The 26,061-nt window shown below is 44.4% G+C and carries 25 protein-coding genes; 14 read left to right on the top strand and 11 right to left on the bottom strand.

What is annotated here, in order from left to right:
• The 6 genes from F6K51_RS38570 to aroB all read left to right on the top strand — a co-directional run.
• A partial coding sequence (locus tag F6K51_RS38570; RefSeq protein WP_365940208.1) for a PEP-CTERM sorting domain-containing protein occupies positions 1-251 on the top strand: 251 nt, incomplete at its 5' end.
• Positions 252-984: 733 nt separating this feature from the next.
• The gene (locus F6K51_RS26210) at positions 985-1,716 is read left to right on the top strand and encodes a peptidylprolyl isomerase (RefSeq protein WP_293025652.1); all 732 of its coding nucleotides are present in this window, start codon (positions 985-987) and stop codon (positions 1,714-1,716) included.
• Positions 1,717-2,175: 459 nt separating this feature from the next.
• Positions 2,176-5,151: a peptidase domain-containing ABC transporter gene (locus F6K51_RS26205; RefSeq protein ID WP_293025650.1), complete on the top strand. Its 2,976-nt coding sequence runs from the start codon at positions 2,176-2,178 to the stop codon at positions 5,149-5,151.
• A gap of 432 nt (positions 5,152-5,583) precedes the next feature.
• Complete coding sequence (locus F6K51_RS26200; RefSeq protein ID WP_293025648.1) at positions 5,584-7,218, top strand: HlyD family efflux transporter periplasmic adaptor subunit; 1,635 nt, start codon at positions 5,584-5,586, stop codon at positions 7,216-7,218.
• Positions 7,219-7,361: 143 nt separating this feature from the next.
• Complete coding sequence (locus F6K51_RS26195; protein WP_293025646.1) at positions 7,362-9,749, top strand: ATP-dependent Clp protease ATP-binding subunit; 2,388 nt, start codon at positions 7,362-7,364, stop codon at positions 9,747-9,749.
• 161 nt (positions 9,750-9,910) lie between these two features.
• A complete protein-coding gene (gene aroB, locus F6K51_RS26190) occupies positions 9,911-11,035 on the top strand; it encodes a 3-dehydroquinate synthase (protein ID WP_293025644.1) in 1,125 nt (374 codons plus the stop codon).
• Here the strand turns inward: aroB and F6K51_RS26185 are convergent.
• A complete protein-coding gene (locus tag F6K51_RS26185) occupies positions 11,004-11,141 on the bottom strand; it encodes a hypothetical protein (RefSeq protein ID WP_293025643.1) in 138 nt (45 codons plus the stop codon). The genes aroB and F6K51_RS26185 overlap by 32 nt on opposite strands.
• An 18-nt stretch (positions 11,142-11,159) precedes the next feature.
• Positions 11,160-11,402, bottom strand: a complete 243-nt coding sequence (locus F6K51_RS26180; protein WP_293025641.1) for a hypothetical protein — start codon at positions 11,400-11,402, stop codon at positions 11,160-11,162.
• Between F6K51_RS26180 and F6K51_RS26175 the strand changes: the two genes are divergently transcribed.
• Together F6K51_RS26175 and F6K51_RS26170 are read left to right on the top strand one after the other, a co-directional pair.
• Positions 11,387-11,647 carry a hypothetical protein gene (locus F6K51_RS26175; RefSeq protein ID WP_293025639.1) on the top strand — a complete coding sequence of 87 codons (261 nt, stop codon included), beginning with the start codon at positions 11,387-11,389 and terminating at the stop codon, positions 11,645-11,647. The two genes, F6K51_RS26180 and F6K51_RS26175, sit on opposite strands and share 16 nt — an antisense overlap.
• Positions 11,648-12,691: 1,044 nt before the next feature.
• Positions 12,692-13,357, top strand: a complete 666-nt coding sequence (locus F6K51_RS26170) for a hypothetical protein (protein WP_293025637.1) — start codon at positions 12,692-12,694, stop codon at positions 13,355-13,357.
• Between the two features lie 11 nt (positions 13,358-13,368).
• Here the strand turns inward: F6K51_RS26170 and F6K51_RS26165 are convergent, their stop codons facing one another.
• Positions 13,369-13,647, bottom strand: coding sequence for a LapA family protein (locus F6K51_RS26165; protein WP_293025635.1), 279 nt, complete (start codon positions 13,645-13,647; stop codon positions 13,369-13,371).
• A 151-nt stretch (positions 13,648-13,798) separates the two neighbouring features.
• Between F6K51_RS26165 and F6K51_RS26160 the strand changes: the two genes are divergently transcribed.
• A complete protein-coding gene (locus tag F6K51_RS26160; RefSeq protein ID WP_293025633.1) occupies positions 13,799-14,377 on the top strand; it encodes a Uma2 family endonuclease in 579 nt (192 codons plus the stop codon).
• 126 nt (positions 14,378-14,503) lie between these two features.
• Here F6K51_RS26160 and F6K51_RS26155 read toward each other — a convergent pair whose 3' ends face one another.
• Both F6K51_RS26155 and F6K51_RS26150 read right to left on the bottom strand, forming a co-directional pair.
• On the bottom strand, positions 14,504-14,785 hold the full coding sequence (locus F6K51_RS26155) for a type II toxin-antitoxin system mRNA interferase toxin, RelE/StbE family (protein ID WP_293025631.1): 282 nt from the start codon (positions 14,783-14,785) through the stop codon (positions 14,504-14,506).
• The gene (locus F6K51_RS26150; protein ID WP_293025629.1) at positions 14,782-15,000 is read right to left on the bottom strand and encodes a hypothetical protein; all 219 of its coding nucleotides are present in this window, start codon (positions 14,998-15,000) and stop codon (positions 14,782-14,784) included. Before F6K51_RS26150 ends, F6K51_RS26155 begins: the two co-directional genes overlap by 4 nt.
• A gap of 227 nt (positions 15,001-15,227) precedes the next feature.
• Between F6K51_RS26150 and F6K51_RS26145 the strand changes: the two genes are divergently transcribed.
• Positions 15,228-15,500 carry a hypothetical protein gene (locus F6K51_RS26145; RefSeq protein ID WP_293025627.1) on the top strand — a complete coding sequence of 91 codons (273 nt, stop codon included), beginning with the start codon at positions 15,228-15,230 and terminating at the stop codon, positions 15,498-15,500.
• Positions 15,501-17,405: 1,905 nt separating this feature from the next.
• Positions 17,406-17,729, top strand: a complete 324-nt coding sequence (locus F6K51_RS26140; RefSeq protein WP_293025625.1) for a transposase — start codon at positions 17,406-17,408, stop codon at positions 17,727-17,729.
• Between the two features lie 906 nt (positions 17,730-18,635).
• On the opposite strand, the gene F6K51_RS26135 is transcribed toward F6K51_RS26140, so the two are convergent.
• The 3 genes from F6K51_RS26135 to F6K51_RS26125 form a co-directional block, all read right to left on the bottom strand.
• A complete protein-coding gene (locus F6K51_RS26135) occupies positions 18,636-19,937 on the bottom strand; it encodes a DUF4157 domain-containing protein (protein WP_293025623.1) in 1,302 nt (433 codons plus the stop codon).
• A gap of 234 nt (positions 19,938-20,171) precedes the next feature.
• The gene (locus F6K51_RS26130) at positions 20,172-20,342 is read right to left on the bottom strand and encodes a hypothetical protein (protein ID WP_293025621.1); all 171 of its coding nucleotides are present in this window, start codon (positions 20,340-20,342) and stop codon (positions 20,172-20,174) included.
• Between the two features lie 200 nt (positions 20,343-20,542).
• Complete coding sequence (locus F6K51_RS26125; protein WP_293025619.1) at positions 20,543-20,725, bottom strand: hypothetical protein; 183 nt, start codon at positions 20,723-20,725, stop codon at positions 20,543-20,545.
• Positions 20,726-20,900: 175 nt separating this feature from the next.
• Here F6K51_RS26125 and F6K51_RS26120 point away from each other — a divergent pair, with 175 nt between their 5' ends.
• Positions 20,901-21,452, top strand: a complete 552-nt coding sequence (locus F6K51_RS26120; protein ID WP_293025617.1) for an Npun_F5560 family protein — start codon at positions 20,901-20,903, stop codon at positions 21,450-21,452.
• Between the two features lie 310 nt (positions 21,453-21,762).
• Here the strand turns inward: F6K51_RS26120 and F6K51_RS26115 are convergent, their stop codons facing one another.
• The gene (locus F6K51_RS26115) at positions 21,763-21,942 is read right to left on the bottom strand and encodes a hypothetical protein (RefSeq protein WP_008183384.1); all 180 of its coding nucleotides are present in this window, start codon (positions 21,940-21,942) and stop codon (positions 21,763-21,765) included.
• On the opposite strand from F6K51_RS26115, the gene F6K51_RS26110 reads away from it, so the two are divergent.
• Together F6K51_RS26110 and F6K51_RS26105 are read left to right on the top strand one after the other, a co-directional pair.
• The gene (locus F6K51_RS26110) at positions 21,943-23,337 is read left to right on the top strand and encodes a transposase (RefSeq protein ID WP_293025614.1); all 1,395 of its coding nucleotides are present in this window, start codon (positions 21,943-21,945) and stop codon (positions 23,335-23,337) included.
• A gap of 87 nt (positions 23,338-23,424) precedes the next feature.
• Entirely contained in the window at positions 23,425-25,359 is a 1,935-nt protein-coding gene (locus tag F6K51_RS26105) for a WD40 repeat domain-containing serine/threonine-protein kinase (RefSeq protein WP_293025612.1), read from the top strand.
• Here the strand turns inward: F6K51_RS26105 and F6K51_RS26100 are convergent.
• Together F6K51_RS26100 and F6K51_RS26095 are read right to left on the bottom strand one after the other, a co-directional pair.
• Positions 25,337-25,483, bottom strand: a complete 147-nt coding sequence (locus F6K51_RS26100) for a hypothetical protein (protein WP_293025610.1) — start codon at positions 25,481-25,483, stop codon at positions 25,337-25,339. The two genes, F6K51_RS26105 and F6K51_RS26100, sit on opposite strands and share 23 nt — an antisense overlap.
• A 52-nt stretch (positions 25,484-25,535) precedes the next feature.
• Positions 25,536-25,928 (bottom strand): transposase, encoded by a 393-nt coding sequence (locus F6K51_RS26095; protein ID WP_293025608.1) that lies wholly within the window; start codon positions 25,926-25,928, stop codon positions 25,536-25,538.
• Positions 25,929-26,061: the final 133 nt, after the last annotated feature.

The following is a 26,061-nucleotide window of genomic DNA, read 5'->3' as shown; positions in this document are numbered from 1 at the left end:
TAGTTCCAAAACCAACTGATCCCCCCTCCGTTCCAAAACCAACTGATCCCCCCTCCGTTCCAAAACCAACTGATCCCCCCTCCGTTCCAAAACCAACTGATCCCCCCTCCGTTCCACAACCAACTGATCCTACCTCAGTTCCAGAACCAACCTCTGTATTGGGGTTACTAGCTATTGGGGTTTTAGGGGTTAGAAGTCAGTTGAACAAACACAAACAAAAGTGTGAGGGAACTAGTAAAACACAGAGCTAGCTAATGGGGAGACCCGCGAACAATGGACTACAGACAACGGACCAATGAACTAGAGCGACAAGGAGCGAGTTTTGGTTGCTCAGTAATTCTAATCATGACAGAACGCCAGGTCAGATTTATATTCTGCAATAGTTTCGCTTCACGCCTATCCCAACGGCATGACAATCTCTTAACTTAGACTAATTACCAAAGACCGTCATACAAAGTTACACATGCTCTATAATCAGAGTTATGTTATTAGGAAATAATACTTATTATGCTAATCAGTGACCAACGTAAAATCAATCTCCGCAACTTGTAATAGCCTTGTAATAGCTCCGTGCTCTAGGGCTTGTGCTCCTCGTGTTATTATTAATGGTCCAATGAGCAGAACTTTCTCGCTTTACCAAATCTTTTGAAAACTTAATATATAGTGATACCAAGTGGCGAGTAGTCAGCTATCAGCTATTAGCCGTCAGCCCAGAAGCTTAGATCTGACCCTCAACCAATAACCAAAAGCTGCTTGGGGCTTGGCACAATCAATGGCCTTACTGAACTAAGCAATGATATCAAGTAGTGTGGTATCAGTAGTCAGTTACCCAGTAACCATTACCAATTAGCTATTACCAATACCCTATTTTCGTGAATGTGGAAAAACTGTACTGTTGAAGCTTGAAAATTAGGAATTATAATATACTGTGGGTAAGATCTCCATCCTATCCACCTAGCGCTACCACATAGCACAACATTTCTTATGGGGACAACTACAGTTTTACGAATAGGCGATCGCGTTATTAGTGCAGAAGAAATTGTTCCCCTGCTAGCTGGTTACCAATTGCTGCCACCGTTAATCCGTGAGATTATCATTGACGAGGCAGTGGCTACCGCAAGCTGCACACCAGAGGAGAAGGCTCAAGCCTATCAGCAGTTCTTGGAAAAAAATCAGCTCATTGACGAGACGGCTAAACAGGCTTGGCTAAAGCAGCGTGGTATGAATCCAGCTCAATTAGAAGCCCTAGCGGTACGAAGTATTCTGATTGAGAAATACAAACAAGACACCTGGAGTCACAAACTTGAATCTTATTTTCTGGAACGGAAGGGAAAATTAGACCGGGTGATTTATTCCCTGATTCGGACTAAAGACCCAGGGGTAGCCCAAGAAATCTATTTCCGGATTCAAGAAGGAGAAGAGTCTTTTGCTGACCTAGCCAGGGAATATTCCCAAGGACCAGAAGCTCAGACTGGGGGATTAATCGGTCCGGTGGAACTGAGCGTACCTCACCCCGCCTTAGCCCAAATGCTTCGCCTGAGCCAACCCGGACAACTGTTCCCACCGACACGCTTGGGAGAATGGCTGTTAATCGTGCGTTTGGAGAAGTTTATGCCAGCGCAGTTAGATGATTCGATGCGCCAGCGACTGCTGAATGAATGTTTCAGCACCTGGCTAAGTGAGCAACTGAATCAGCAATTAGCAGCGCTAGATTAACAACTTTACTCTCTTATGAAACAAAACTTAAGAAACTAAAGAGAGGGCTTTGATTCCGGATTTGGGGGAAGATAGGCGGGATTTGGCTAATAGTTTGATCATCTCGCGCCAGATGGAGAAGATTCCAGAAAACCCGTCTAGCTTGCAGATATGGTAATCCTGAAACTGTGCCGTGGCTAAATGATCAGTAGTCTATGGCGATCTGGTAAATTTTTGTTGTTTAAGGCTAGTCTCAATAGACTTTGCCTGTTCCCATCATAGCATAGCCAACTAGTTACATTTCTTGATGAAAGAAGCGCTAAGCAAGTCAATGGGTGCGTTACAGAGTCTTTACATAAAAGACATACCTACTATGCCTAGCATATCCTAATAAATACCCCATGAGAAGCTGTTATCAAATTTAATTAAGCTAACTAATCTCACCCTAAAGCTAACTAATCTCAAATCCTAAGAGGCTCAATGACCTATACAACAACAATTCAAGAGTTTCTAGCTGGTATTTCTCCGTTCAATAAATTGTCAAGGGCGGCACTGCAAAAACTGTCCACTAGTTGCCAACTGTTGCGCTACCGCATGGGTCAGACAATTGTGGTCAGGGATAAAATGCCAGGCCAAGTCTCGATTCTATTCCAAGGTAAAGCCCGTCTGATTGGCTATGACCAACGCCGTCAAACCCCCACAACCCTCAAATTACTACAACCAGGAGCGATTATTGGCTGGGTAAGTTTGGTCAGGGGAGTACCGTGTGAAACTGCGATCGCATCGGTGGAAGCCGTTTGTGTCACCATCAATGCGGCTGACTTCTTAGGGCTGCTAGATACAGAAAAATCTTTCTCAGATGCCTTCAAAGCCCGTTGTGGTCTAGTGGAAATCTTTGATCTTTTGGGAACAGAGTTGGGGCGTCGGGCTGAGGCAGAGACTGACCTCAAAGCACTTGCCATGTATGCCTGGTCAGACGCTTTAGTTTATAACCTACCTCGGGGCAAGCAAATGTCGAGCCAACTCGACCCCAATCGAGTATGGTTTGTGAGTGGGGGAGCAGCCGCCAATTTACCAGTAGGGTCTTGTCTGAGTTCAGAAGCATTGTCTAGCTTACAGGTCAATGGTCATGGCGCAACGCGCTTGGTGGGAATTCCAGAAGCTATTTTCTCTGAGCAAACCGCCACTGACTCGGAAACCCTGGCTGAGCCTACCGATACAATTCCCAGTATACAAGACGATATTCCCCAGGCTCCAGACCGACCGGATCAGGCTCCCGAGACGATTTACCCTGAGCAGACTACTCCTACAAAATTCCCCTTTATACGGGGTAAAGGAGCGGTGCAGGAATCCTTGGCTTGTTTCCAAATGCTGAGTAAGTACTTTAAAATGCCTTTCCGCAAAGATAGTATACGGAAGGTGCTAAAAAACCAGCATGCTCGCACCGGTCAAATCTCCCTTCAGCACTGTGGTGCAGTGGCAGAACTGATGGGATTAACTGCCCAACTCGCAACAATACCAGCTCACGCTATCAAACGTTTACCGACCCCAGCGATGCTGTTGTGGCACGATAGCTTAGCTATTCTCTATGAAGCCAGTGAACGGCAAATAGTGCTGGCGGTGCCACAGCTGGGAATTCAAAAGCTTAAACCCAAGGATTTTGAAGAAAACTGGGGAGAAGGCGGGCAAGTACTTCTGTTAAAACCTACCAAAGACACCCCTACCCAGCGGTTTGGTCTGAGTTGGTTTTGGCCTTCTATCGTTCGTTACCGCAAGGTATTGACGGAAGTTTTAATTGCTTCTTTCTTTGTCCAACTGTTGGGTCTAGCCTATCCCTTGATTATCCGGGTACTGATTGACAAAGTGATCTCCCAAAACAGTACCGATACCTTGCAAGTACTGGGAATTTTACTGTTGGTGGTGTCGGTTTTTGAGGGGGTTTTAATCACCCTCCGTACCTACCTGTTTGTAGATACGACCAACCGTATCGATATGGCTCTCGGTTCCGAGATTATCGACCACCTGTTGCGCTTACCCTTAAACTATTTCGAGAAACGACCCGTTGGGGAGTTGTCCACTCGCATCAATGAGCTAGAAAATATCCGCCAGTTTTTGACCGGGACAGCCCTAACCGTGGTGTTAGATTCAGTCTTTTCTGTAATCTACATCGTGGTCATGTTCATGTTTAGTTGGGTGCTGACCCTGGTGACTTTGTCAGTGATTCCTTTGTTCATGCTCCTGACCCTGATCGTTTCCCCAATTGTCCGGCAACAGCTACGCACTAAAGCAGAACGGAATGCTCAAACCCAATCCTATCTAGTGGAGGTGTTATCTGGCATTTCCACCGTTAAAGCCCAGAATATTGAATTGCGATCGCGTTGGAAATGGCAAGAGAAATATGGGCGCTATGTTAGTGAAGGCTTCAAGAATGTGCTAACCTCTACCGCTGCTAGTTCTATGAGCACCTTCTTGAACAAACTCTCTGGTTTACTTGTGCTGTGGGTAGGGGTCTATCTAGTACTAAATGGAGAATTAAGCTTAGGGGGCTTGATTGCTTTTCGGATTATTGGGGGCTACGTTACCAGTCCCTTGCTGCGTTTAGCCCAACTTTGGCAAAACTTCCAGTCTACAGCCCTATCCCTCGAACGCCTTAGTGACATTGTCGATACACCCCAAGAAGTGACTGAAGCAGACCAGGGTAATATCCCCTTGCCCTCTGTCAGGGGAGACATTCGCTATGAAAATCTCTCCTTTCGCTTTGCCAAGAGTGGACCAATGCAACTAAATAACATTAATGTGGAGATTCCAGCCGGTTCATTTGTAGGGATTGTGGGTCAAAGTGGTTCCGGTAAGAGTACCATGACCAAACTTTTGGCTAGACTCTATGCTCCAGAGTCCGGTCGCATCATTGTGGATGGTTACGATATCTCGAAAGTCGAACTCTATTCCCTGCGGCGTCAGATTGGGATTGTGCCTCAGGAAACCCTCTTGTTTGAGGGAAGCGTTCAAGAGAATATTGCTCTGACCAATCCTGATGCAGACAGTGATGAAATTATTCAGGCAGCAAAGATAGCAGTGGCCCACGATTTTATCATGGAATTGCCTTTGGGTTACAATAGCAGCGTTGGCGAAAGGGGTTCAGGTCTTTCCGGGGGACAACGACAGCGTATTGCGATCGCCAGAACGATTTTGCAATCACCCCAGTTAATGATATTAGATGAAGCCACCAGCGCCCTCGATTATGACACCGAGCGGCAAGTGTGTTTAAATCTAGCGGAAGCTTTTCAACAAAGCACGGTATTGTTCATTACCCACCGCCTAGGAACCATTCGCAACGCTGATATCATTTTGATGATGGATCGGGGTTCAATAGTAGAGCAAGGTACTCATGATGAACTGATGGCTCAGAAAGGTCGTTACTATTGCCTCTACATGCAACAAGATGCTCAAATGTAGCTATGAAGGGTGAAGCATGAAGCAATATTGGGTGAAGGATTAAGTATGAAGAATTATGAAGTGTGTATTGTCTTGGCAGTTGCTATTTGGTTTAACCCTTGGTGTCGGATAGACTAGGCTCAAGGATAAAAAAATACTAGTGGTCGGGGAGTTGGTTGTACAGAGGCTATCAATTGAAAGAAAGAAGTTTTGGCTAACTCCCCCTAAAGTAAGGGATTAAAATGAGCAATGAGTGAGGTGATTATTAGTTACTAAATATTTAATTAGTAAACCAGATAATTAGTACATTATTCGTTATTTAGATTTTATCCTTCGTTCTTTATCTTTTATCCTTCATTCTTTAGACTTCATACTTCATTCTTTAGACTTCATACTTCATACTTCATACTTCATACTTTCCCAAGTATTAACGAATAGCAGGAGCTAATAACGATGAGCCAATATAATGGCAATGGTAATGGCAATGGTAATGGCAATGGTAATGGCAATCGTTCCAAACCAAATCCAAAAATCAACATAGGTGCTGTCGGTACTATTAGCAAAACCACAGTTCCTCAAGACACCCGAGATAGACATCGTGCTTCTAATAGTCACATCGAATTCGACCAGCCAGTTATTCTAGAACAATCCTCCCATTGGTCTCATGCCATTCTCTGGGCACTGTTGAGTCTAACAACTTTTGGTATGGTGTGGGCTTACTTTGCCAAAATTGACTATGCCGTTCCCGCCCGGGGCAAGCTAGAGCCACAAGGTGCGGTTAAAGAAGTCCAAGCTCCTGTGGGTGGAGTGGTAACAAAAATTCATATTAAGGAAGGACAGCGGGTTAAAGAAGGGGATTTGCTCCTTTCCTTTGAGCCCAAAGCTACTCAGGCTCAACTCACGTCTCTCAATAAACGTCGCGCTACCTTAATCAGAGAAAACCAGTTTTATCAAGCTGCAATTAGTAATCCTAATTATCCACCTGTACCACCACCAGGTATGGATATACAACTGTCCTCACAACTGCCTTCTCTGATCGCTAGTCGAAACACGCTACTGTCAGAAATTGGACTTTATCGCGCTCAACTTAGTGGAGGTTCTTCTAGGGCTAATCTTAACCCTGAACAACGAATTCGTTTACAATATGGTACTGCTGCACTTGACGCTCGGATTGCTGAACTTGAGAGTAGAATTGGCTCCCTACAGGAACAGCTGAAACAGAATCAGATTCAACTTGCCAATGGCAGAGACATCCTAACAGTTGAGCAGGGTATTCTGACAGACCTCAGGCCCCTGTTTGAACAGGGGGGCTTTTCTAAGATTCAGTTCTTGAGGCAGCAAAATGAGGTCAAAAATCGCCAAACTGAGGTAAACGCTAGGATTGAAGAAGAACAACGCTTGCAAAAAGAAATTGCTGGGGTCAGAGCGAGTCTACTCAATACCATTGCGTCTTCTCAACGAGAACTGGCTGATTTGATGGCCCAAAATAAAGAAAGGATTGATAGCATAAACACCCAAATAGCTAGCATTATCAGTCAATTAAATCAACGCATTGTTGATAACAATAAACAGATGGCTGAAATTGATAGCCAGTTGCAGCAGGCTCAACTAACCCTAAGCTATCAAGAACTACGAGCTCCTGTTGATGGAACAGTTTTTGATTTGCAACCCTCAACTCCTGGTTTTGTTGCCAATACCAGTGAGCCAGTGCTCAAAATTGTTCCCGGTAGCTCTCTGATTGCTAAGGTATATCTGACCAACCGAGACATCGGGTTTGTGGAAGCAGGTATGAAAACCGAAGTCAGAGTTGACTCTTTTCCCTTTAGTGAGTTTGGTGATGTCAAAGGGGAGGTACTATCTATTGGTTCTGATGCCCTACCACCGGATCCTGCGGAATTGCGTCAAGACTATACTTTCCCTGCCAAAATTAAATTGGATCAACAGTACATTAAAGCTTATGGCAAAGAAGTGCCATTGCAATCGGGTATGTCTATCAGTGCCAATATCCAGGTGCGTAAGCGAACAGTGATGAGTATTTTCACCGAGATGTTTTTGGATAAGACTGAAAGCTTTACCAAAATGCGTTAGGCGGCAACCACTCCTCAAGATTACGGTTCTACCGACTGCTGAATTTAAGCACAGATGGGTACATTGATGGAAGTAAAGTACATAAAACTTTACACCAGGGTGATGTCTCACCCACTGCTTAAATTCGGTAAGGTGAACCGGGGATGTTTGAACATTTTACAGATAAAGCGATCAAATCCATCATGCTCGCTCAGGAGGAAACCCGTCGCTTGGGACACAGCCTCGTAGGAACTGAGCAACTGCTGTTGGGTTTGATTGCACAAGGAACAGCTGTGGCAGCCAGAGTGCTCAGGGATTTTGGTGTTACCCTCGAAGATACTCGCTACTCGGTTGAAAACACTGTGGGTCGGGGTTCGAGAATGTTTAGCTCAGAACTCCCTTTCACCCCCAAAGCCAAAGAAGTTTTCCAGCAATCTTTCCAGGAAGCTAAGCAACTTGGACACAACTACATCGATACTGAACATTTGTTGCTAGCTATCATTAAAGACAGGAACAGCGTTGCGACTCAAGTATTGGTAAACCTGGGTGTAGACCTAACAGAATTACGCACCCATGTCATTAGTACGATAGCAGAATTAACAGCAGCAACGACTGCTAAGGGACAAGGTTCCTCGTTTATAGGGAATACTCAAAACCAGAAAGCTACCTTAGAAGAATTTGGAACTAATCTGACCAAGTTAGCTGCAGAGGGAAAACTGGATCCGGTGGTTGGTCGTCAGCAGGAAATCGAGCGGGTGGTCCAGATTTTAGGTCGTCGTAGCAAGAATAACCCGATCTTACTAGGGGAACCTGGAGTTGGGAAAACTGCGATCGCAGAAGGTCTAGCCCAACGGATTCTATCTCAAGATGTTCCAGACCTGTTGGCAGACAAACAAGTGATTAGCCTAGATATGGCTTTATTGGTTTCTGGTACTCGCTTCCGGGGAGACTTTGAAGAACGGCTCAAGCAGATTGTCTCTGAAGTCCAGCAATCCGGGAATATTATCCTAGTCATTGACGAAATTCACACCTTAGTCGGTGCTGGATCCTTAGAAGGGGGTATGGATGCGGCTAATTTGCTTAAGCCTGCTCTCGCTAGAGGTCAACTCCAGTGCTTGGGAGCTACTACTCTGGATGAATACCGGAAGTATATTGAGAAAGACGCAGCACTAGAACGTCGTTTCCAGCCAGTCATGGTTTCGGAACCTTCTGTAGAGGATACCATTGACATACTCCATGGTTTGCGCTCAACCTACGAGGAGTATCACAAAGTCCAGATTTCCGAGCAAGCGTTACTGGCTGCAGCTCAATTGTCAGACCGCTATATCTCCGACCGTTATTTACCCGACAAAGCCATTGACCTGATTGACGAAGCTGGGAGTCGGGTTCATTTGATGCACTCAAAGCCTTCTTCAAGGGCTAGAGCAGAATCAGAGTGGGAGAGTGAGGGAATTGAAGGTAAGTTATCCCCATCTCCAACTATTCCGATTGTGGATCAAGAAGACATTGCTCAGATTGTAGCGTCTTGGACTGGGATACCGGTCAATAAACTGACGGAATCTGAATCAGCTCTGCTACTGCACTTGGAAGAAACTTTGCACGAGCGGATCATTGGTCAAGACGAAGCTGTTACTGCTGTGTCTCGGGCAATTCGTCGGGCAAGAGTTGGATTAAAGGATCCTAATCGACCGATTGCTAGCTTTATCTTCTCTGGTCCGACTGGAGTTGGTAAGACAGAACTGGCTAAATCCTTGGCTTCCTACCTGTTTGGGTCAGAAGACAAGATGATTCGCCTTGACATGTCGGAATATATGGAACCCCACACTGTTTCCAAGCTGATTGGTTCTCCTCCAGGGTTTGTGGGTTACGACGAAGGTGGTCAACTTACCGAAGCTGTCCGACGCCAGCCCTACTCGGTGGTACTATTTGACGAAATCGAGAAAGCTCACCCTGACGTTTTCAATGTACTGTTGCAACTGTTAGATGATGGTCGCTTAACCGATGCTAAAGGTCGTACTGTAGATTTCAAGAACACAATATTAATCATGACCTCCAACATTGGTTCTAAAGTGATTGAAAAAGGAGGTAGTGCTTTTGGCTTTGAGTCATCAAATAACCAAGATGAATCTAGGTACAACCAGATCCGCACTCAGGTCAATGAAAATCTCAAAGACTATTTCCGTCCTGAGTTCCTCAACCGCCTTGACGAGATAATTGTCTTCCGTCAGCTCAAGAAGAATGAAGTTAAGGAAATTGCTGACATCCTGCTCCAGGAAATCTCTAGCTCTATACAAGAGAAAGGAATTACCCTCGAAGTCACAGAGGCTTTCAAAGACCACTTAGTCACAGCAGGCTACGAACCGAGCTATGGTGCTAGACCTCTACGACGGGCAATTATGAGTCTGTTAGAAGATAGCTTAGCCGAAGCCATGCTATCTGGTCAGATTCAAGAGGGGGATACAGCAGTTGTTGATGTGGATGACCACGGTCAGGTCAAGGTATTATCTGGTAATGTCCAAAAAAGGCTGCTGCAACCAGTTGGGGTTTGCTAGTGCTAAGGAGTGATGCCAAATTTCCTTCTAGGCTGGACTTTCAAGGCTGGATCTGTAGAGGGGTGGCCTTTAACCCCTCTAATATATATATCTACATCTACATCTTTATTTTTAGTAGATATATACAGCGCCATAGTTCACCAGGAAAAAGGCTTTCCCTCATGAAGTTAGTTATTCCCGTTGCTCTACCACAACATTCCTATGATATTGCGATCGCACAACACCTTCCTGATGGCAAGATGACCACAGGTGGCTTAGATGATATTGGGGTTTGGATGAGCCGTCTACAGTTGGGCAAAAAAGTTTTAGTGGTATCTAATCCAGCGATTTTCCGAAGATATGGGAAAAGAGCGATCGCAGCTTTGGAGTTAGTGGGATATCAGGTATCCAGCCTTACCCTGCCTGCTGGTGAACGATACAAAACTGTCAAATCTATCCAAAAGATCTATGATGTTGCCCTAGAAAACCGCCTAGAACGCTCCTCGACTCTAGTGGCATTGGGCGGTGGAGTAATTGGGGATATGACAGGATTTGCTGCTGCCACTTGGCTAAGGGGAATTAATTTCGTTCAGGTTCCCACATCTCTGTTGGCCATGGTTGATGCTTCAGTTGGTGGCAAGACCGGGGTGAATCATCCCAAGGGCAAAAACTTGATCGGTGCCTTCCATCAACCACGATTTGTCTTAATTGACCCCTCGGTATTAAAAACATTGCCAGCCAGAGAATTGCGAGCAGGGATGGCAGAAGTTATTAAGTATGGGATTATCTGGGATGAAGAGCTATTTGTGAAACTAGAGGAATCGAAGCGACTTGACCAATTGCGTTACCTGAAAAAGGATTTATTAGAAACAATTCTCTCTCGGTCTTGCCAAGCTAAAGCAGATGTGGTTAGTCAGGATGAGAAAGAAGCTGGGATCAGAGCAATTTTGAACTATGGTCACACCATTGGTCATGCCGTAGAAAGCTTAACTGGCTACAAGTTAGTGAATCATGGGGAAGCGGTAGGGATTGGAATGGTAGCCGCAGGCCAGATTGCCGTGGCACTCCAGATGTGGCAGCCAGAAGATGCCGAACGCCAGGATGCTTTAATCGCAAAAGCTGGACTACCTACTAAGTTACCCAGTGGGCTAGATATTGATGCGATTATTGATGCCCTGCAAACTGATAAGAAAGTAAAAGAGGGTAAGGTAAGATTTGTTTTGCCTACCAAGATTGGTGAAGTAACCTTGACAGATCAGGTGCCAACTGATGTGATTAGGGAAGTCCTTCGGCAAATACAGCAATAGGAAAGGGAGTAGGGAGTAGGGAGTAGGGAGTAGGGAGTAGGGAATCGGGAGTCGGGAGTCGGGAGTCGGGAATAGGGAGTAGCTTACAAGGGTAGGTTTTTGACAAAGGGGCGAGTAGGTAGTTTTATTGGCGTTGCGTCAGTCTTTGAATGAATAGGAGTAGAGTGGGCATCCTGCCCGCCCGAAAATATAGAGTGGGCATCCTGCCCGCCCGAAAATATAGAGTGGGCATCCTGCCCGCCCGAAAATATAGAGTGGGCATCCTGCCCGCCCGAAAATAAGGAGGAAACTGGCAAGATGCCAGTTCTACACAAGATGCCAGTTCTACACAAGATGCCAGTTCCACGCAAGATGCCCATTCCACCAAGATGCCAGTTCCACCAAGATGCCCATTCTACAGGTGCGACCCGTGGCGAATTAAATTCGCTACAGGTCGCACCGCTCCCGACTCCCGATTCCCGATTCCCTAACCCCTCCTGGGAGGGGTTAGGGGTGGGTTCCGACTCCCGACTCCCGACTCCCGATTCCCGACTCCCAACTCAAATGTCAAGGTTTGGTAACTTGTTATTAACATCTATCGAAGATGCTATGAAACCATTGATAATCGGCTAAAGGGTTTTACCCCTCATGTCACTCAATTCCTTACTGGGTAAGACTATCTTCAGGTTACCCTAGGGGGCTGAAAGGATTTGCCCACACCATTATCCATAGCAATTAGGGAAAGTTGATCGAGAAATCGCAAAATTTTGAAAATGAGCTAGGGTAGACATTGGCCGCAATCTAGTTATGAATGCTCCCCCCAACTGCTACGGGAGGTGGGGGTGTCCGTCTTGATTACAAGGGTTTATCCCTCGCGACAGGCGGCATTCGCGCCGAAAAGCCAGGACTTTTGCTGGACTTCTCCCCCAAGTCGTTTCCGCTATGGGGCTTGTATTAGAAAATTTTACCTAGAGTCTGACGTATATAAACCGACTACACAGGATTTACAGGTTTGTTTTCCCTGGCGTTGAGAGGTCGTGCCTCTAGGTTGCTCAGAATCTTGTTCTGTCCTTTACCGTACCGCTCAAGCTAAACCAATTATACCACAATAGGCAGTTCTCAGACCCCCACCTGCGTTCTCGTGGTGGGGGAATGGGTCACTCATCTTGTTCAATTTAGGGTATGGTTGCAATTGTTACACCAAAATTCCCCAAAACTATGGGCACAGGGCTTATTGCCCAACGTTAAGGGTGAAATTAAGTGACAGCTCCTAAACTGACCTTTCAGGTTCAGTGTAGGCAACAAGCGCCAATCCGGCTATTGCTTAGGAGGCGCTGGGCTTTAAGAACGGACTGCCCTCTCTTGATGCAATAGCGAGTGGGGGAAACCCCCAAGACCGCGCTGCATCGCTGCCGCTCTGTTTTCTTGGTGTTTTTTTTAAGACTGTTGTCCTGACAAACCAGCATTTAAGGCCGTAGGCCACGCTACGCGAACGGCTTTGTTTACCAGTACATATATTATAGCAATTCCATGCATACCCTGTGAAAAATTAATCCCACACTTATTATGCTGCGCGTTAAAATGTCAGGGGCTTCTTTTGCCGTAAGCTAAAAAATATGCGACCTTAGCAGTAGTGGCAATTCGTTGTAATTCGGTTCCAGTTGAGAGGCAATATTAATGAGTGATGGTATGGCATTCCTGACGGGGGCTGCCTTTGCCGGTATGGCAGCTTTGTTTCTCCTCAAAGGAGGAGGCAATATGGTGGCGAATAACCTTCCCTCTTCCCAACCCTTCCAAATTTCCCCTAACAATCCCTATAATTCCCCTTACACAGATCAACAGCCAAACCAGGCTCTAGCTTCACCGAACTTAAATAATTTAAATAATAATTTAAATAATATGCTCAATGTTGAACAGCAGCGGCGGGACACTGAGCAGCTCAAAGCTATGGTTGAGCAACAACGAGCTGAAACTGAACAGCTCAAAGCCCAACTTCACAATCAGCAGTTACTGCTAGACAATCTAACTGCTCAGGTTGATGCCAGTGTGATCAGGGCTCCTGAGCAACTAATCCCTAATCGTAAAACCACTAATCAAACGGCAAATACCCTGATGTCAGGCATACTTTGGGGACTTGGCGGTATGGCCGTAACCATTGGTGGTGGTGCCGTTGTGATTGGGGGGTTAGCGTTGCTCTCACGACCACAGCGTCCTCCTCGTACAACTTATGTGGTCCAACACCCCTACTCTAGTGTTCCTCCTTCCCTACCAGCGAGACGGCGCTCTGAGTTTATGTCTCATCAATATGATGATAGACTTTATGACCGGATCGACTACGAATAGATTCTCCACGTCTAGTCATCGTAATATAGGTCATCCTCAGAGTCTCGGAATTTCCAGGATTGCCCCAAAAGCTGCCACACTAGAGGTGCGATCGCTCCCCCAAGAAGACCAATACCAACGCTAACAGCCAAGACAACACCGATTGGCAGATCAATTGACTCGAAGACTAAAAACTTCACGGATACTTCCGTGATATTTTGGATCGAGAAAATAGCGATCGCACTAATCCAAATCGCAACTATCAGAGATGTCAGAAGTAAGCCAAGAATTCTGATATGGGAATAGTTCATTATGGTTACTAGTTTCTGGTGACTAGTGTGACTCTATGTCTTCTTTTTTCTAGCACAGTAGCCCATAGAATCCCTTTTTCCGTCAACAGGTTGATCTGGCTTGCCAACCCTGTGCCACAATTGCTGGTAAGAATAGCCCGAGGTGAGAGGGATGCCCCCACTACTCGACCAAACCACCGATCAACGCATTGTCCATGATGGCACCTGGGAACAGTTTAAGTTCATCCAGAAGGGATTTGATGGTTCTCCTGGAGTACGGCTGTTCTACTATGATGGGATAATCGAGATTCTGATGCCAGGACGGGAACACGAAATTTTTGCCAGTATCATCGGTTACTTAATCACAACCTTTCTGACGGAAAAGGGTATTTTCTTTCAGCCAACTCGTTCCATGACTCAGGAAAAAGAAGGCGTCGCCTCTGCCCAAGCTGACGAGTCTTACTGCATCGGTAGTGTTAAGCCGATTCCAGATTTGTCCATTGAAGTAGTTTTTAGCAGTGGTGGCATCAGTAAGTTAGAACGGTATCAAGCTTTAGGTGTTCCAGAGGTTTGGTTTTGGGAAGATGGATTACTAAAGCTTTATCATCTTACTGATGGTAGTTATGTCCCAATCGAGCGTAGCTTGCTACCTGGACTGAGTGAATTGGATCTTGATTGGTTCAGACGCTGTGTTTTGATGGCGGAAACCGATGCGGGAGAAGCGATTAGAGCGTTTCGTCGGCAGATTTAGCTATCAGCTTTCAGTTATCAGCTGTCAGCTTTCAGTTATCAGTTGGGTAGGGTGGGCAAATCTAGATAGTTTCTCCAAAAGTACAGTTATCATCGATATTTGCCCACCCTACTGACTAGGGCTTCGCTAATATACTTCATCATGAGTACCTAAATTAAGCAACAAAATAGCTTCTTCTTGATCTTCAGGATTTTCGATAAATTCAAATAAAATACGGTAGCTGTAGTCAATTGAACATGACCAGATATTGGATAAATCGCCTTTAAGTTTGTGGGTATGTAAGCTAGGATGAAAAGGATCTTCTGCTAACTGACGCACGGTTTTTTCAATTAGCGGTCTAAAATCTGGTCTTTTACGAATTATTCGTTTAAAACCTCGTAGGGATTGGGGTGTCCATGCTATTTTCATGGTTGATCGAGTTCTTCAAGGAATTGATCAACTGAACCAAATGTTACTTTTCCTTCTGCTAATTCTTGGTGAATTTCTTGGATTTCTTGGGATATTATGGCTCTACGTTGTAGATGGAATCGTTTGAGAAGAGTATCGAGTAATATCTCTTGCTCTTCTAAGGACAATTTTTCAACGGTTTCAATCGCTTGCTGAAAGGCTGAGGTTTTGAGCATACTTTCAAGATGATTTGCTGGTTCTTTCTATTTTATCTTTATCAGTCATCCCCTCAACCCAACCTAAAAGATCGGCTTACGCACTCAGTCGGCAGATTTAGCCGTAGAGTGGGCTGCGTCATGAGAGTTTCATCATTTGATCAGTTATCATCAACCTTTGCCCACCCTACTGACTATCAGCTAATGGGCTACGGGAACAGCTAGTCAGCCGTAGGGTGGGCTGCGTCATGGTATTTTCAACATTTGTAGAGTTATCATCGACCTTTGCCCATCCTACAAAAGCGATTGACCGTAGGTCACGCTACGCTCCGGAAGCGTTTCGGCAAAGCCGACGCTACGCGAACGCAAAGCGTGGCCATTCGCGTAGCGTGGCCTTTTGGCCAAGGCCTCAGCTTCCGCGCTTATGCGATCGCACTACGCGCAAGTCAGAAGTCAGAAGTCAGAAGTCTGCTATGACTTACGTTTCGGAGTTTAGGAATGTCAAAGATCTGAATGCGTAGTGCGATAACCTTCAACTAACTAACCTTCAACCAACTAACCTTCAACCTAATTTCAACTTAATAACCCCAAAAAAAATAGCCGCAGAAATACTTTCCACGGCTAGGAATTTTCGCTTATGCACTCAATTTTATCACCTATCCGATTTTGATCGGATGCTTTGTCCAGGGGGGAAACCCCCCCAGAAATTTAAGGTCTTAACGCCAAATCCAATATCTCATCATAATTGTAATAAATTCTCCTGGATTTCCCGTCGGCTGAAGAGGACCCCAGTCAGTAAGTTGAGCGTAGCCCAGGCCATTAAGGATATACACGGTATGGGTTATTTGCTGGCGAGACCCCTTCAAAATGTACGGAACAACGAATCCGTTTGAATTATTGTTTGAATTTGGCTGAGAGTTTTGAGGCATAGTCGAATAATTGTTTTTAGGTTAATATATATAATCATAATGATTGTAATTTAAGTTGTCAAGGGTTTTTATAATTTTTTTTGTTGAGGGGTAATTGAAAGAAAGGTAAGCTATCAGCTATCAGCATAATGCTTAATTTTTTTTTTGATCGAATGGTATAACTGAATAGGATTAAATTTGGATATAGTATGAATAATATTTGGAAATTTTGTAGGGTGCGTTAGGCGGTTTGGTTGAGAAGATTAGATGATATAACCAAGGGTTGAAGCCGTAACGCACCATGGTATTGGTTAAGAATGGTTTGATTTCAATTTGGATATAGTATGAATAATATTTGGAAATTTTGTAGGGTGCGTTAGGCGGTTTGGTTGAGAAGATTAGATGATATAACCAAGGGTTGAAGCCGTAACGCACCATGGTATTGGTTAAGAATGGTTTGATTTCAATTTGGATATAGTATGAATAATATTTGGGAATTTTGTAGGGTGCGTTAGGCGGTTTGGTTGAGAAGATTAGATGATATAACCAAGGGTTGAAGCCGTAACGCACCATGGTATTGGTTAAGAATGGTTTGATTTCAATTTGGATATAGTATGAATAATATTTGGGAATTTTGTAGGGTGCGTTAGGCGGTTTGGTTGAGAAGATTAGATGATATAACCATAGTTGAAGCCGTAACGCACCATGGTATTGCTTAAGAATGGTTTGGTTTCAATTTGGAGATAGGATGAATAATATTTTTCAATTTTGTAGGGTGCGTTATGCGGTTTGGTTGAGAAGATTAGATGATATAACCAAGCGTTTAAGCCGTAACGCACCGTGGTATTGGTTAATGATAGTTTGGTTTCAATTTGGATATAGAATGAATATAATTTTGGGATTTTGTAGGGTGCGTTAGGCGGTTTGGTTGAGAAGATTATATGATATAACCATAGTTGAAGCCGTAACGCACCATGGTATTGCTTAAGAATGGTTTGGTTTCAATTTGGAGATAGGATGAATAATATTTTTCAATTTTGTAGGGTGCGTTAGGCGGTTTGCTTGAGAAGATTAGATGATATAACCAAGGGTTGAAGCCGTAACGCACCATGGTATTGGTTAAGAATGGTTTGGTTTCAATTTGGATATAGTATGAATATAATTTTGGGATTTTGTAGGGTGCGCTAGGCGGTTTGGTTGAGAAGATTAGATGAAATTACCATAGTTGAAGCCGTAACGCACCATGGTATTGGTTAAGAATGGTTTGGTTTCAATTTGTATATCAATGGTGCGTTACATTTCATGCTTCGCACCCTACAAGAGCGATCGCACCAAAATGAGTTAAGCTAGCATCAACACAAAATTACAAGCAACAACAGAGGCGATCGCACGAGCTTGGGTGTGAAGTGCGGTAGCGTAACGCACCGAAGATCACCATACAGATGGTGCGTTACATTTCATGCTTCGCACCCTACGAGAGCTGGGAATACTATAAATGTGAGCATATAGCAGATCCTAATGCCCAATTATAGAAGACCTCATGTTTCCGGTGGTACATATTTTATCACTCAAGTCACTTATCAAAGAGTACCTTGGCTCTGTAGTGACATTGGCAAAAAGGCTCTCAGAGAAGCGATCGCTAAGGTAAGGGAAAAATATCCTTTTTCCATTGAGGCATTTGTTTTGTTACCAGACCATTTTCATGGTTTGTGGACTTTACCCCCTGATGATCCGGATTTTTCGGTGAGATTGCGATTAATTAAAACTTATGTTACCAAACATTATGGACAACAATTAGGGATTAATCGAGCAGTTTCTTGGTCACGACACAAGCGAGGGTAAAGCAATCTTTGGCAACGTCGTTGTTGGGAACATTTAATCCGTAATGAACGGGATTTTGCTCACCATTGTGATTATATTCATGATAATCCGGTTCGACATCGGTTATGTAAACATCCCCAAGATTGGAAGTATTCCAGTATTCATCGGTTTATCGCTCAGGGAATTTATCCAAGGGATTGGGGAAAGGATGGAAGGAAAGAAAAACCACAGGGGATTTGGGATGAATAGAATTTTTTAATTTTGTAGGGATTTCGTGAAATATATTGGCCAAAGCGAAGGCTATAACCCTTGCCCAGCAACGATTCCAGATTTTACGGATTTGACAAATGATAAAGGAATTGCTATATCTAATGAAGATAATTTGTAAATTTTGTATGTAGAGATTTTGTAGGGTGCTAAGGGCAGTTTGGTAATAAGACACGATGTTATGACAAGATTTTGAGCCGTAACGCACCGTAGTATTCGTTGATAAAAATAGATGATATTACATAATTTTAAGCCGTAACGCACCGTGGTATTAGTTACCGTGGTATTAGTTAATAATGGTTTGGTTTCAATTTGCAGATAGATGGTGCGTTACATTTCATGCTTCGCACCCTACAAGAGCGATCGCACTTAAATTTTATTTGCTCGAATGGTATAATTTAATGGGTTTCAATTTGGATATAGTATGAATAATATTTGGTAATTTTGTAGGGTGCGTTAGGCGGTTTGGTTGAGAAGATTATATGAGATTACCATAGTTGAAGCCGTAACGCACCTTGGTATTGTTTGAGAATGGTTTGGTTTCAATTTGGATATTGATGGTGCGTTACATTTCATGCTTCGCACCCTACAAGAGCGATCGCACTACAAGAGCGTACGCTCTTTATTGCATCCATCCATACCCATGCGTACGCTCTTTCATCATCGTAATAAATCCTTTCTGTATCTTTCTATATCCTTCGGGAACTCATACATCTTTTCATAGTTACACGCCTCCATGTATTCCTTAGTATCGCATTTAATTACTGGGCCGTAACCATTGCTCAAACCATTTGCTATTTTGTGTAATGCATCTGATCCGTGCCCTATAGCTGTGTGGTCTATTCTTCCTTGTTTAATGTAAACTGTTATCTCTCTATCAATTAGGACATTATTGTACTGATATACTAAGTTATCTACTTTTAGATCACTCTTTGTTCTATCCGGATCAGCACCCCCTGAAAACACATATCCATGACAATTACCTTTGCCAAAATCCAAAACCATACAATCTTTAAATTTTTTGTATAACACAATCGATTCACATGTTGCCTTCCATTCATCAGTAAGCTCCTGTTTAACGCGCGTGGTACTATAATCTTCATCGACCTCTATCATTACATTCTCATCTTTTACCATTTTCTGGATTAGTTTGGTTGTTGAACACAATTCCTTGTCTCTTAACTCGTCTTCAACCCTACTGAACATTTTTAGATTTGGGTAAATTTGAACGTGGTTCCTGTTGGTTGTCACCTGCTCCTCTTTTAACAAAATCCTTTTTCTCTTTGTATTACCAACCGCCTCTCTCTCTGAATTCTGCTCATTTGTTTTCTCTTTTCTCCTCCCAAGCTTTTGCCAGGCCTTTTTTCCCATCTCCTCCGCTTCTTTCTCCAACCCCGTTTCCTCATTGATTTGTAACCCGAACTTTTGCCTCCCTGGCCTCACCCTCCCCTCCATCTGCTGCACCACATGCCAAGCCTCATGGGCCAAATGCTTCTCCTGCCCCGGTCCCACATGAATATCCGTCCCCTGCGCATAGGCAAGTGCATTCAACTGTGCCGGTTTGTCCGAGTTGTAATGCACCCTCACATCATCCATGGAGTAGCCAGAGAGGTTTTCAATGCCTGCTTTGAGGCGATCTGGCATGCCAGTTTTGTTTTGATTATCACTCCTCGATGCCCTCAAGCTTTCGCCAGTTATCACCGTATCCCCCGCCAACGGTTGTGCTGTCCGCTGCACCATAATCCTTTTAGGCTGCACTACCTGATGCCCACCGTGATTCGCACCTTGCCTGCTTCTTACACCAGGCTGTCCAAACGAAAACTTGGCTTGCCGCCCCATCTCTCTCCGTCCCCTTTCCGGTTGGGTTACTCCTGATTCTAAGGTGCGCATCACATTAGCACTCATACTTCCCCATTCCCCGACCGCGTTTTCCGCGTTCCACTCCCTTTCCTCTGCTTCCAATATTTCTCGATAACCTTTCCGTCTGGAGTCTTTCTTTTTTTGTTCATCTGACCACGAGGTAGAGTGAGAATATTTCGGTTTATAGGTATGAGTTGTGCGCATAGCTAGTTCCTTTTTCTTAGGTTTGTATTCTGCTATCAGCTGTCAGCCGTCAGCTAATCAATGGGAGGTAGTAAACAAGCTAGGGGGTGCTGGTACGGCTGGTTGAAAATCCCTGCTCGTTTTACACTATCCCTACAGTGCCGTAAACAGGCGTCGAACGTTGACCCATCCCCCCATCACCTGATAGCTGTTCGCTTTGCGATCGCGTAGCGCATTAGCTGACGGCTGAATGCTTACATCCCCTGTACCCTTGAAGAAAACAATATCAGTGGTAGGGTGGGCAAATTCTGTGAATCTGACCATCAGTACCGTTATCCTGTGCATTTGCTACAAGGCGTAGGGTGGGCAAATTCTGTGAATCTGACCATTAGATCAGGAATACTGTCGATTTGCCCACCCTACAAAAGACTTTTTTTGGGGAATCCTTTGGCCTTCATTAATATACAAATGCTAAAGCAGGTTAAACCTAGAATTACTTTCTCGCACCGTATAAGTAACAATTATTAACAACAATTTCTCTGCAAAGGGAATCGGGAGTCGGGAGTCGGGAATCGGGAGTAGAGGGGTAGGGTGGGCAAATACATGTCATCTGACCTTATCCTCACCGATTCGAGTCCATTTGCCCAGCCTACAACAGCTAATTTATAGCAAAGGGAATCGGGGTAGGGTGGGCAAATACATGTCATCTGACCTTATCCTCAGCGATTCGAGTCCATTTGCCCACCCTACAAGAGTTTTGAATGGTCAATTGCTGGGTTTGGATGGTACATTAGCTGCAACAGTATATTGTTTGATCAGTGATCGACACCCCCGGTCGCCATCTACTATTGGAAATTGTATATTTACTTGGAGTGGTAAGCCATGGTGAGGCAGATTGAAACCCTATCGAGATCAGCTCTGCAAACGGAAGTATCTCGCTTGCGGGAAGAGTTGCAGCTTAGAGACCAGTTAGTGCAGCAGCTGTCTCAAGAACTATTCCGGTTGGTGAAGGGTAATGCTAATTTCAAACCTCCCCAAGAGGTATCTGAGCGCCATAAGGCTCAGATGGTGGTCTTGCGAGAACAGTTGCACGATGTGGAGCAGCAGGTGGAATTTTATCAACAGCAAATTGCCACCCGTGACACGGAAATTAAGCAATTGCGGGATAATGTAGAAGAATTAACCGAGCGCTCCCGTCAGCTAGAACAAGTGGTACAAGAGCTACCAAAAATTTATCACCAGAAGTTTTCGGAACGGATGGCACCAGTTAAGGAGAAGGTGACCATGTTACAGCGAGAAAACCGACAACTCCACGCTGAACTCCAGAGTGTCAGTTACCGACTAGCGGTCAGAAGCCGCAATATCACCCGCGTTGACCTACCGAGCTTCAATCGTCAGAATGGTAGTCCAATCCCAACCTTTGGTAGTGTGTAAAAGCCTTTGGGTTAGGGGTGCCTCATCTGGTTTGTTGAAGGTTGAAGGTTGGTTTGTTGAAGGTTGAAGGTTGGTTTGTTGAAGGTTGAAGGTTGAAGGCGTAGGGTGCGTTAGGGGGGGCTCGCCGTAATTTTCCGCCTCAACGCCAGCCAAAAGATCGCCCCCCCGTAACGCACCACCGGGTCAAACTTAAACATAGGTAACACTTTCAACTACAAATGGGGAAAACAGAGAAATAACAAGCGAGAGTTAGCCACCCAATAAATTAGGTGGCCGGGGAGCGTACCGGGATTCCCATACGGCTATCGTGTCATGGAAGCTGTTTTGTCCTCCCTAGGGTTTCCAGGAACTCAGAAAGGCTTAAACCAGAATCTTTAGCCATCTCCTTTAATCCATTCCAGGCCGTTTCTGTAGTCATGACACTATAGGATTTCTTTCGTACACCATGCAAACTCGGTCTTCCAACTTTTTTCTTAGTTTCTTCTGGCATTTGCTTGACACCTTGATTATCAGGGTATATAATTATATTAACACAGCAAAAGGTCGATGCAATATGTACGGTTGTCAACAACATTTAATAAGCACGACATCTGAAAACCAAGCGGTTATAGAATTTATCTGCTCAGAGGCTAACAAATTAACAAATTGCGGAATATATTATTGCCGTCAAATGTTTTTCAAGGCTGGCAAATATCTCAATAACGCAGAATTGGACAAAATAATGAAAAGTAATGTCCACTTCAAAGCGATGAGATCAGCCTGTGCTCAACAGACATTGCATGGAGTTATTGAGTCTTTCAAGTCTTACAAAGCCCTCAAGAAGTTGTATAACAAAGGGCAGTTGGCAGATAAACCTAGAGTCCCAAAGTACCGCAAGAAGGGAGGTCTGGCTGTAGTTAGTTATCCCGCTCGGTGGGTGAAGTTAGTAAAAGGCCAACTCAAGTTTACTTTAGGAAAGCAGATTAAGGTCTGGTTTGGTATTGATCACTTCTTACTACCAATGCCATCTAATATAGACCATAATTCAATTAAAGAATATCGTTTTGTCCCTAGGAATGGCTGTTTTTATTTAGAGTTTGTATATGAAAGGCCAAATCCTGAACCAGTGACGCCAACAAATAAGGTCTTAGGCATAGATCCAGGTCTCAATAACTGGCTAACTTGTGTCTCTAACTTGGGAAAGTCTTTCATTATAGATGGCAAAAAAGTTAAGTCACAAAACCAGTGGTACAACAAACGTGTAGCTGGGATCAAGAAAGGAAAATCTCAAGACTACTGGGATGAGCGATTGGCTTCTTTGACCGAGAAGCGCAATCGGCAAATGCGTGACAACGTGAACAAGGTGGCTAGATTTATTATTAATTGGTGTCAAAGAAACCAAATTAGTACAATAGTCTTTGGCTGGAACAAGCGTAATAAAGACAGTATCAATATTGGCAAAAAGAATAATCAGCAGTTTGTACAGATCCCTACCGCTAAATTAAAGAATCGAATTGAGCAACTGTGTGTCGAGTACGGAATCAAATTTGTTGAAACCGAAGAAAGTTATACGAGTAAAGCCAGCTTTTTAGATCGCGACTTCCTACCTGTACTTGGCGAGAAACCTAAGGGGTGGGTAGCAAGCGGACAGAGAGTTTTGCGTGGACTTTATAGGTCAGGTAAAGGCGAATTGATAAATGCCGATTGCAACGGAGCTTGTAACATCCTCCGGAAAGTAGTGACACAGCTAGGGTTTCCCCTAGCCGAGGTCAGTAGGGCAGATTTGAACCTGCCACAACGATACAGACTGGATTCTCTTTCTAGATCCTATCGTGAAGCGTCACTTCGCGCGGTTTCAACCCGCGAAGTGACATCCGCGCTTGTTTCTACGTTTTTCAAAGCGTAGAGAGTTCAATTGGGGAAAACTTTCTTTTAATCTGTCAACTGGCTAACTTGTCAACTTGCCAACCCTTGGACTTGACCACCCCATATCATGAGCTACTGTCTTAATCCTAAATGCCAAAATCCCCAAAATCCCGATCAGGCCAGGTTTTGTGCCTATTGTGGAACTAGATTACGATTGGGCGGACGCTTCCGTGCTCTGAGGCTGATTAGTATTGGTGGTATGGGGCGCACGTTTCTGGGGGTGGATGAGGCGGATGATAGCAATGCTAAGTGTATCATCAAACAGTTATCGTTACAACAGCAGGATACGAACAATGCTCAGAAAGCGGCTGAGTCTTTCCGCCAAGAAGCTATTAGGCTGCAAGTGCTGGGACAACATCCTCAGATTCCGGAACTTCTGGCCTATTTTGAGGCGGATCATCAATTAGGTATTGCAGGAGAACCTGCTCTAGTCCACAAGTATATCGAGGGGGAAAGCTTAGCCACAGAACTGGAAACGGAAGGGACGTTTAGGGAAAACCAGGTTCGGCAAGTCCTGATTGAATTGCTGCCAGTGCTGCGCTTTATCCATAGTCATCAGGTAATTCATCGGGATATCAATCCCCACAATATCATTCGTCGCCCTCCTGCTGAGTCCTCTTTGTCCCAGTTACCAACACAAAAAACCAGGAAGAGGTTTTATTCTTGGGGGGGAAGGGGGAGCGAACTGTTTCTGGTGGATTTCAGCGCTGCTAAGCTGACTACAAAATCTGTGCTAGCACGAACGGGAACTATGATTGGCTCTGCGGCTTACACGGCTTCGGAACAGTTGATGGGGAAAGCGATCGCAACCAGCGATTTGTACAGTTTAGGGGTGACCTGTATTCATCTGCTTACCAACGTTCACCCCTTTGATATGTTTAATAGTCTAGAAGGGAAGTGGGTTTGGATCGATTACCTCAGGCAACCTGTCAGTGATCAGCTTATTCGCATTCTGAACAAAATGGTAGAGAATTTACCAAACCAACGCTACCAATCTGCTACTCAAGTACTCGGATCACTGGGTTTACCAGAGAATTTCGCTGCTATACCAGTAACGTCTTTATCTACAACAGTTACCCCTAAGTTTGAGACTCCTACTTGGAAATGTGTACATACCTTTTCTGAAGAATCTAGTGGAATTAATTCTATCGCCTTTAGCCCGAATGGAGAAACTATAGTTAGTGGTAGTACAGATAAAACTATCACGCTTTTTAACTGGCAAGCTAAAACAGTTGTCGCCAAACTTTCAGGACATTTAAATGTGATTGAGGCAGTTGGCTTTAGTCCAGATGGAGAAATTATCGCTAGTAGCAGTTGGGATAATACCATTAAACTATGGCATGAGTATACGGGAAATTTAATTCATACCCTTTCTGGACATTCAGGTTGGGTAAAGTGTCTGGCAATTAGTCACAATGGGCAACTTCTAGCTAGCGGTAGTGCTGATCAAACCATTAAGCTTTGGATGCTGAAGAAGGCATCATTACAGACAACTTTCTTTGGCCATTTAGGAACAGTTAATGCTGTAGCTATTAGTAAAGATGGACAACTGCTAGCTAGTGGTAGTGCTGACAAAACCATTAAGCTTTGGAATTTAGTAACTGGTAAGCTCACCGCAACGATTACTGGACATTCGGCATCGGTAGAGTCACTCACCTTTAGCCCTAGTGGTCAAATCTTAATTAGTGGCAGTGCTGATAAAACGATTAAGATTTGGTTGCTGAAGAGGGATCGGTATTTACAAATACCAAAGAAACCGTTGCTTACTCTGACAGGACATGGAAATGCTGTTAAATCGATTGCCATTAGCCCTCAAGGTAATACGTTAATTAGTGGTAGTGCCGATAAGACTGTCAAAATATGGCATCCTGGTAGTGGTGAATTGCTCTATACTCTCACGGATCATTTAAGCGCTGTTACTACCGTTGCTATTAGCCATGATGGTGCTACCATTGCTAGTAGTTCTCAAGATAATACTATTAAGATTTGGCAGTTTGAGTGATTGGGAGAAAGGGAACAGGGAATAGGGAATAGGGAGTAGGGAATAGGGAATAGGGAGCAGGGAGTAGGGAGCAGGGAGTAGGAAAGAGCTCGAAAGAGTTTTTAATGTTGTGATAAATTAGCACTATTGTTCTTGAACCTCCCCATCCTAAGAGGATGGGGATTCCCAGGCACAACCTAAATGGCTGTTAACTCCGTGGGCGTAACTTTCCCTCGAACCGAAGGTAGCTGGGTAGGGTCAATACCCAGTTTTTTAAGACCTCGCATTTTAATGTTTACTGCACCATTTACATCAGCATCATCGTGATACCCACACTCAGTGCAAACGAATTTTTCTTTTTTTCGATTACTCCCACTAGTGTGGTGACACTTTGGACATCGCTGAGACGTATGTTTTGGGTTGATTTTAATTACTGGAATGCCTGACTTTGCAGCCACAACTTCAACCTTTTTAACTAGCTCGCCCCAAGCAGCATTAGATATTGCACGGTTTAATCCTCTTTTGGCCGATTGCCCATTGCGTTCGTAGCCGCCATTTTCATTGGGTTTAGGTTTGCAACGGGACTTCATACCTTTGATTAGAGTCGATGCCCAGTATTACCTGGGGCACCTCTCCTTTCGGCTAAGGCCGACGCTGCGCGAACAGAACCGTGCATGAAACTTTCGCCTCACACGGCTCCTAGATATCCTTACCTTTCGGTTT

Source organism: Moorena sp. SIO3I8 (assembly GCF_010692325.1).
Classification (GTDB): domain Bacteria; phylum Cyanobacteriota; class Cyanobacteriia; order Cyanobacteriales; family Coleofasciculaceae; genus Moorena.
This window is presented reverse-complemented; position numbering and strand designations above follow the sequence as displayed.